This window comes from Streptomyces sp. 378, from assembly GCF_030124145.1.
Taxonomy (GTDB): Bacteria; Actinomycetota; Actinomycetes; order Streptomycetales; family Streptomycetaceae; genus Streptomyces.
Genome location: NZ_JASKMS010000034.1, coordinates 89,097 through 96,226, shown reverse-complemented (window position 1 = coordinate 96,226; position 7,130 = coordinate 89,097). Strand labels below are relative to the sequence as shown.

8 protein-coding genes and 3 pseudogenes are annotated in these 7,130 nt (G+C 69.6%); 3 read left to right on the top strand and 8 right to left on the bottom strand.

Going from position 1 to position 7,130, the window contains the following annotated elements; genetic code table 11:
- Positions 1–114: 114 nt before the first annotated feature.
- Positions 115–1,278, top strand: coding sequence for a serine hydrolase domain-containing protein (locus tag QNO09_RS33500; RefSeq protein ID WP_283973994.1), 1,164 nt, complete (start codon positions 115–117; stop codon positions 1,276–1,278).
- A gap of 6 nt (positions 1,279–1,284) precedes the next feature.
- Here the strand turns inward: QNO09_RS33500 and QNO09_RS33495 are convergent, their stop codons facing one another.
- The 4 genes and pseudogenes from QNO09_RS33495 to QNO09_RS33480 all read right to left on the bottom strand — a co-directional run bounded on the left by QNO09_RS33495 (position 1,285) and on the right by QNO09_RS33480 (position 4,168).
- Entirely contained in the window at positions 1,285–1,560 is a 276-nt protein-coding gene (locus QNO09_RS33495) for a DUF1876 domain-containing protein (RefSeq protein WP_283973987.1), read from the bottom strand.
- Positions 1,561–1,632: 72 nt separating this feature from the next.
- Positions 1,633–1,755 (bottom strand): annotated as a pseudogene (locus QNO09_RS33490) (EamA family transporter); the annotation flags it as partial.
- Between the two features lie 390 nt (positions 1,756–2,145).
- Entirely contained in the window at positions 2,146–2,835 is a 690-nt protein-coding gene (locus tag QNO09_RS33485) for a potassium channel family protein (RefSeq protein ID WP_283973986.1), read from the bottom strand.
- A complete protein-coding gene (locus tag QNO09_RS33480; RefSeq protein ID WP_283973985.1) occupies positions 2,828–4,168 on the bottom strand; it encodes a TrkH family potassium uptake protein in 1,341 nt (446 codons plus the stop codon). Before QNO09_RS33480 ends, QNO09_RS33485 begins: the two co-directional genes overlap by 8 nt.
- Positions 4,169–4,395: 227 nt before the next feature.
- On the opposite strand from QNO09_RS33480, the gene QNO09_RS33475 reads away from it, so the two are divergent.
- Positions 4,396–4,539 (top strand): hypothetical protein, encoded by a 144-nt coding sequence (locus QNO09_RS33475; RefSeq protein ID WP_283973984.1) that lies wholly within the window; start codon positions 4,396–4,398, stop codon positions 4,537–4,539.
- Between the two features lie 69 nt (positions 4,540–4,608).
- Here QNO09_RS33475 and QNO09_RS33470 read toward each other — a convergent pair.
- The 3 genes and pseudogenes from QNO09_RS33470 to QNO09_RS33460 form a co-directional block, all read right to left on the bottom strand.
- A pseudogene (locus tag QNO09_RS33470) lies at positions 4,609–4,819 on the bottom strand (EamA family transporter); the annotation flags it as partial.
- Entirely contained in the window at positions 4,816–5,328 is a 513-nt protein-coding gene (locus tag QNO09_RS33465; protein ID WP_283973983.1) for a YbaK/EbsC family protein, read from the bottom strand. The gene QNO09_RS33465 and the pseudogene QNO09_RS33470, both read right to left, overlap by 4 nt.
- A gap of 44 nt (positions 5,329–5,372) precedes the next feature.
- Complete coding sequence (locus QNO09_RS33460) at positions 5,373–5,558, bottom strand: hypothetical protein (RefSeq protein WP_107457033.1); 186 nt, start codon at positions 5,556–5,558, stop codon at positions 5,373–5,375.
- An 89-nt stretch (positions 5,559–5,647) separates the two neighbouring features.
- Between QNO09_RS33460 and QNO09_RS33455 the strand changes: the two genes are divergently transcribed.
- Positions 5,648–6,790 carry a glutathione-independent formaldehyde dehydrogenase gene (locus QNO09_RS33455; RefSeq protein ID WP_283973982.1) on the top strand — a complete coding sequence of 381 codons (1,143 nt, stop codon included), beginning with the start codon at positions 5,648–5,650 and terminating at the stop codon, positions 6,788–6,790.
- Here QNO09_RS33455 and QNO09_RS33450 read toward each other — a convergent pair.
- Positions 6,754–7,111 (bottom strand): annotated as a pseudogene (locus QNO09_RS33450) (Scr1 family TA system antitoxin-like transcriptional regulator); the annotation flags it as partial. The gene QNO09_RS33455 and the pseudogene QNO09_RS33450 overlap by 37 nt on opposite strands.
- Between the last annotated feature and the right edge of the window lie 19 nt (positions 7,112–7,130).

The following is a 7,130-nucleotide window of genomic DNA, read 5'->3' as shown; positions in this document are numbered from 1 at the left end:
CGAGCGAAGCCGAGAACGGGGGAGCGTGCCGGGCGTCGCGACGCCGCGGAGATCCATCAGAAGGGGCCTAGAGGGGACCACCACGGGCACAGCGGCGAGACGAGGAGTACGGGCGTGGACGTGCACGGCACAGTGGCCGAGGGCTTCGAGCCGGTGAGGGACGCGTTCGTACGGAACTTCGCAACACTCGGCGACCGGGGCGCCGCTGTCGCCGTCTACCGGGGCGGGCGGAAGGTCGTCGACCTGTGGGGCGGCACCAAGGACGTGGACGGCGCGGCTCCCTGGGAGCGCGGCACCGCCCAGGTGGTGCGCTCGGCGACCAAGGGGGTGGCCGCCGCCGTACTCCTGCTGCTGCACCAGCGCGGGCAGCTCGACCTGGACGCGCCGGTGGGGCACTACTGGCCCGAGTTCAAGGCCCGGGGCAAGGAGCGCGTCCTGGTCCGGCACGTGCTGAACCACCGCGCCGGGCTGCCGGTCCTGGACCGGCCGCTCACCCCCGAGGAGGCCCTCGACCCGCTGCGCGGCCCGGAGGCGGTCGCCGCGCAGGCGCCCGTCTGGGAGCCCGGCACCGACCACGGCTACCACGCGCTCACCTACGGCTGGCTGCTCGACGAACTGGTGCGGCGCGTCACCGGGCAGGGCACCGGGGAGTGGCTCGCGTCGCAGGTCACCGGTCCACTGGGCCTGGACCTCTGGCTCGGTCTGCCGGAGTCGGAGGCCGGCCGGGTCGGGCGCGTGGGCCGCGTGGAGGGGGCCGAGCCGACCGGGGGCCTGCGCGCCCGCCCGAAGCGCTCGGTCACCGAGGCCTACGAAGACCCCGCCTCTCTGACACGCCGGGCCTTCGCCGCGATCTCCCCGTTCCCGGACCAGAACGACCCCGCCCACCGCGCGTCCGCCCTCCCCGCGACCAACGCCATGGCGACGGCGGACGGACTGGCCCGCTTCTACGCGACCCTGATCGGCGACACGGCCGGCGCCGCACGCCTCTTCACGCCGGAGACGGTGGAAGCGGCCCGGGCCGAGGAGTCGGCAGGCCCCGACCGCGTCCTGGTGGTCGGCACCCGCTTCGGCCTCGGTTACATGCTGCACGGCAGCGCCTCGCCGTTCCTCACCCCGGGTTCCTTCGGCCACCCGGGCCGCGGCGGCGCCCTCGGGTTCGCCGACCCGGAGACGGGAATCGCCTTCGGCTACGTCACCAACGGCTTCCGCAAGACGGTGACGGCGGACCTGCGGGCGCAGGGGCTGGTGCGGGCGGTGCGGCGAGTGCTGGACCTCTGAACGCCCCTAGACGTGGATGGGGTGGGAGGTCCGCCCGGACGCCTGGTCGATCTCCTCGTGCGCCTTGCTCAGCAACGCCATGGCGAGTTCGTTGAGCGCCCGGGCCCCGGCGATCTCCTCCCCGACCCTCGGCTGATTGGCGTCGGTCCGGTGCCGGCTGGCGTGCCCGTGCGCCCGTACCTCGGCGCCGTCGGGCAGGCGGACCAGCGCGGCGGCTCGCGTGTGCTGGTCGTCCTCCGTGAACTCCAACTCGACGTGCCACCCGACTGTGGTGTGCATCATGACGATCACCTCCGGAACGCTTAGTTCCAGGGTGCTCCTCGCACCGGCCGGACGCACCCGTCCGGCGGGCCCCTATCCGGCGTGCAGCATCAGCCCGATCCCGACAACCAGCAACCCGGCCGCCACGACCCTCGGAGCCCCGAACCGCTCCTTGAAGAAGACGGCCCCGATCGCCGCGCCCATGATGACCGAGCTCCCTTGAACGCAGGCGATCAACCAGCGCACGGCTGGGGTGAACGACCCCGACGTGTGCCAGAGACGGCCTCGACCTTGCCGAAGACGCAGAGCGCATGCCCGGTGAGTTCAGTGGCTTCAACGACCGTGTGGACATCCAGCCCCCACCGGCGCCCGATGTCCTGGATCTGAGCAGTCTGCCGCGGGAGGAGTCGCAGTACCCGTCGCCACCGCCAGATGCGCGGCCCGGACCGCCGGCCCGGGTTTTCGCGCAACGCAAGTCTCACAACGGGGTCAGGCCCGCTTCTGAGTGAGAACGGGTTCTGTGAACCGATGGGGGGGTGAGCGGGGGCCGACGGCCGATTGTGGATCTTGCTCGCGCAAAGGACCGTTTGTGAGAACCGTCTGGTTCTACTGGAGTTCGCTGAAGCGTTCGGTTGCTCGGGTGCGTCCGGCGACGATGATGGTGTCGTCTGCCTCTACGACGGTTTCGGGGGTGGCGTAGGTGAAGCCTTCGCCGGGGCGTTTGATGGCGACGACGGTGATGCCGTAGCGGGTGCGGACGGCGCTGTTGGCCAGGGGCAGGCCGACGATGTCGGCGGGCGGGTTGGTTTTGACCATGGCGAAGTCGTCTTCGAACTCGATGTAGTCGAGCATACGGCCGCGCACGAGGTGGGCGACGCGCTGGCCCATGTCGTGTTCGGGGTAGACGACGTGGTGGACGCCGAGCTGGGTGAGGATACGGCCGTGGGCTTCGCTGATGGCCTTGGCCCAGACGTTCTCGATGCCGAAGGAGATCAGCAGCGAGGCGGTGAGGATGCTGGCTTCCAGGTCGGTGCCGATGGCGACGACGGCGCGGTCGAACTCGTGCACGCCGAGCTGACGCAGGGCGTCCTCTTTGGTGGAGTCGGCCCGCACGACGTGGGTGAGGGAGCCGGAGAGGGCCTGGACGACTTCGGCGTTCTCGTCGATGCCGAGGACCTCGGTCTCTTCGTCGGCGAGTTCCATGGCCAGGGCGCGACCGAAGCGGCCCAGGCCGATGACGACGACGGAGCCCTGCGTCCCGGTGCGGCGTTTCTTGGGGGCGGGTTTCCTAGCCAATGACGGGTCGCTCCTCTGGAAGGTCGTACAGGCGGTGGCGGGTGCGCAGGGCGAGTGCGGAGGCGACGGTGATGGGGCCGAGTCGGCCGATGAACATCAACGCGATCAGCAGTAGTTGCAGGCCGGGGTGCAGGTCGGCGGTGATGCCGGTGGACAGGCCGACGGTGGCGAAGGCGGAGGTGACTTCGAACAGTGACTGGTCGAGGGTGTGGTCGGTGAAGACCATGAAGGCCACGGTGGCGGTGGCGACGGCGGCGACGGAGAGCAGTACCACGGTCAGGGCCTGGCGCTGGAGGTCGCCGTGCAGACGGCGGTGGAAGATGTTCACCGCGCCCTCGCCGCGGATCTCGGCATATATGACGAAGAACAGCACGGCGAAGGTGGTGACCTTGATGCCGCCGGCGGTGCCGGCGCTGGCGCCGCCGATGAACATCAGCACGTCCGTGCCCAGCCAGCTGGCGGGGTTCATCTGGGAGGTGTCGATGCTGTTGAACCCGGCGGTGCGCGGCATGACGCCCTGGAAGAACCCGGCCAGCAGCTTCCCCGGTGTGTCCAGGGCACCCAAAGTGGCGGGGTTGGACCATTCGAGGGCGGTGATGAAGACGCTGCCCCCGGCCAGGAAGACCGCGGAGGCCCACAGCACGATCTTGGTGTGGAGGGACCAGGCCCACGGCCGGCGCCAGCGGCGGCGCAGCTCGAACAGGACGGGAAAGCCCAGTCCGCCGGTGATGACCGCCAGCGCGATGGGCAGGCAGATCCACGGGTCGGTGACGAAGCCCATCAGGCTGTCGGAGTACAGGGCGAAGCCGGCGTTGTTGAACGCCGAGACGGCGTGGAAGACGCCCAGCCACGCCGCACGCGGCCAGGACTCGTCGTAGGCGGTGGCGAACCGCAGGGTGAGTACCAGAGCGGTGACCGCTTCCAGCAGCAGGCTGACCTTGACCACACCGGTCACGACCGAGCGGACATCACCCAGTCCCAGGGTCTTGGTTTCCGCGGCGGCCGTCATGCGTGCTTTCAGGCCGATGCGGTGAGAGACCAGCAGGACCAGCAGGGAGGCGAAGGTCATGATGCCGAAGCCGCCTACCTGGATGAGCGCCAGGATCACCGCCTGCCCGAAGCCGCTCCAGTAGCCAGGGGTGTCCACCACGACCAGCCCGGTCACGCACACCGCGGAGGTAGAGGTGAACAGCGCCTCCATCGCACCGGCACCACCGGGCCCGGCCTTGGCCATCGGCAGCATCAGCAGACCGGTCCCGGCCGCGACCGCCGCGGCGAATCCGGCCACGACCGCCTGCGCCGGATGCCGAAGACGCGGCCACCGACGCGTCACCACTCCAAGCCCTCCGCCGCGCGGACAGGCACCACGATTCTTCGCACTGGAAGACGATAGACAACCCCACCGCCGTTCTCGGCACCGGACTCCGCCGTGGGCCCTGCGCCGCCTCTGGGCTTGCGCCATGCGACCTCCGTGCAGCACCAAACCGAGCCTCCCTCGCTGGTCCGTACCGGGTTCGCAGGCGACCGGGTGAAAGACTCTGGCCCGCCCTCGCCCGGGACATGCGGCGCATCGAGTACGCGCTGTTTCTGGCCGCCCCGGTTCTGGTCACCGCTGGTGCTTTCAGTGGCTTGCTGTGGCTGATCGGCATCGGGGCATGGGCTCTGATCGCCGCCGGTCCGATCGAAATGATCTACCGGCCCTGACCGACCCCGATGGCCGGCGCACACGTCGCCCGCCCCTCACCGTTGAAGGGCCGGGGTGAATGCCCGGCAAGCAAGGTGGACGGCGGTGGCGATGAGCAGATACGGCCAGGCCCCGGCCGCCGGAAAGGCCACGAAGGGCGCGAGTGCCAGCCCGATGGCGACGCCCGCCCGAGATCAGCGCGAAGCCGGCCAGCTTGTCGGTGATCTTGTGGGCGAGGGCGTTCCAGCCGGCGTGGGTGACGGCGGCGAGCAGGACGGCCGTGGTGACCAGGGGTGTCACGGGGTGCGCTCGCGCACGTCCACCAGGGTGCCTTCGGCGTGGGTGACGAGGTCCGCGGGGGCCATGGGGAACACGGTGTACGGCGTCCCGGCCGCGGCCCAGACGACGTCGTGCTCCAGCAGGGACCGGTCGGCGAGCACGCGGGTTCTGGTGCGGTGCCCGAAGGGCGGCACGCCGCCGATGGCGTACCCGGTGGTCTCCCGCACGACGTCCACCTTGGCCCGCGTGACCTTGTCGGCGCCGACCTCCTTGCGAACGAGTTCGAGATCGACCCTGGAGGACCCGTCCATGAGCACCAGAACCGGCACTCCGTCCGCGGCGAAGATCAGCGACTTGCAGATCTGGCTCAGCTCACACCCGATCGCGGCGGCGGCCTCGGCGGCCGTACGGGTGGCGTCGGGGAAGCGGCGTACGCGGCTCACGAGATCCCCGAGCCCGAGCTCCCGCAGGGCCTCGGCGAATCGGGGATGAGCTCCGGAGCCATCGGCGTCAGTGGCGGCTGTCGTCATGGCGTGCACGCTAGCGGTACGTGTAGCAGGCACGCGAGGCCGTTTCAGCCGGTGGCCTCCTCAGGCCGGACATCGGCGAACTCCCACCAGGCGAGCGGCAGCCAGTCGCCGTCGACGAAGCCGTCGACGGATCCGCCGGTGCCCTGGATGGCCACGCGGGTCCCGACCGGATAGGTGGTGCCGGACAGTCCGGAGACCGCCACGAGAAGGGTTCCGATACGACGAGACAAAGCACTACTTCCTTTCTCCTCTAGGTGCAAATCGTCTCATCATGCACCAGCCTGGTATATGAGCCACGGCACATACGGAGGTGCTTGACATGAGGGCTGTCGTCTACAAAGGGCCCTTCGAGGTAGCGATCGAGCAAGTGGAGGATCCACGGATTCAGCACCCGAACGATGTGCTCGTCCGGGTCACGTCAACGGCCATCTGCGGCTCCGACCTGCACATGTATGAGGGCCGCACGGCCGCGGAGCCGGGCATCGTGTTCGGCCACGAGAACCTCGGGGTCGTCGAGGAGACAGGAGAGGGGGTCACCAACCTCAGCAAGGGCGACCGGGTGGTCATGCCGTTCAACGTGGCCTGCGGGTTCTGCAAGAACTGCTCGGCGGGCTTCACGGGCTTCTGCCTGACGGTGAACCCGGGCTTCGCCGGCGGCGCCTACGGCTACGTCGCGATGGGGCCCTACACCGGAGGGCAGGCGGAGTACGTACGGGTCCCGTACGCCGACTTCAACTGCCTCAAGCTCCCGGAGGGCACCGAGAAGGAGACCGACTTCGTCCTGCTCGCGGACATCTTCCCGACGGGCTACCACGGCAACGAACTGGCCGACGTGCGCCCCGGTGACACGGTCGCCGTGTACGGCGCCGGTCCGGTCGGGCTGATGGCCGCCTACTCCGCGATGCTGCGCGGCGCGAGCAAGGTGTTCGTGGTCGACCGGGTGGCGGAACGTCTCCAGAAGGCCGAGGAGATCGGCGCGGTCCCGATCGACTTCTCCCAGGGCAACCCGGCGGAACAGATCAAGGAGCAGACCGGCGGCGAGGGGACCGACAAGGGCATCGACGCGGTGGGCTACCAGGCCCAGGCGCAGGGCGAGGACCGCGAGGAGCCGGCGATCGTGCTGAACTCGCTGGTCGAGACGGTCCGCCCGACGGGCGCGCTCGGCATCCCCGGCCTCTACGTCCCGAGCGACCCGGGCGGTCCCGACGAGCAGGCCAAGAAGGGCATGCTGATGGTGTCCGTCGGGCGCCTCTTCGAGAAGGGGCTCCGCCTGGGCACCGGGCAGTGCAACGTCAAGCGGTACAACCGCCACCTGCGGGACATGATCATCGAGGATCGCGCGAAGCCCAGCTTCGTCGTCTCGCACGAGCTGCCGCTCGACGAGGCTTCGTCGGCGTACGAGAAGTTCGACAAGCGCGTCGAGGGCTACACGAAGGTGGTCCTCCACCCGCAGGCAGCGTAGAAAGCCCGGGCCGGACCGACCGTCACTCGGTGACGTACCCGAGGAACGACTCCCACGTGGCGGAGGCGACCGTCACGTGGGGAGTCCCCCGGGCCTTGGAGTCCATAGCGCAGTTCAAGGACCCGCAGGTCACGGGGACTTGAGACCGGGCGACCGTTGAACGCGCCCTGATCGTCCGATGGCCGTGCCGTCGGCGAACTTCAGCACCTCGATCAGGTCCCGCGTACCCGCGTGCTCTTCCTGATCGGTCGGCATGACGTGAAGCGACACACTTCGCAACTTGGCCATCTCCAGCAGATGTTCGAGTTGGCGGCGCAACACCGGGTTGGCGCGTGACCCC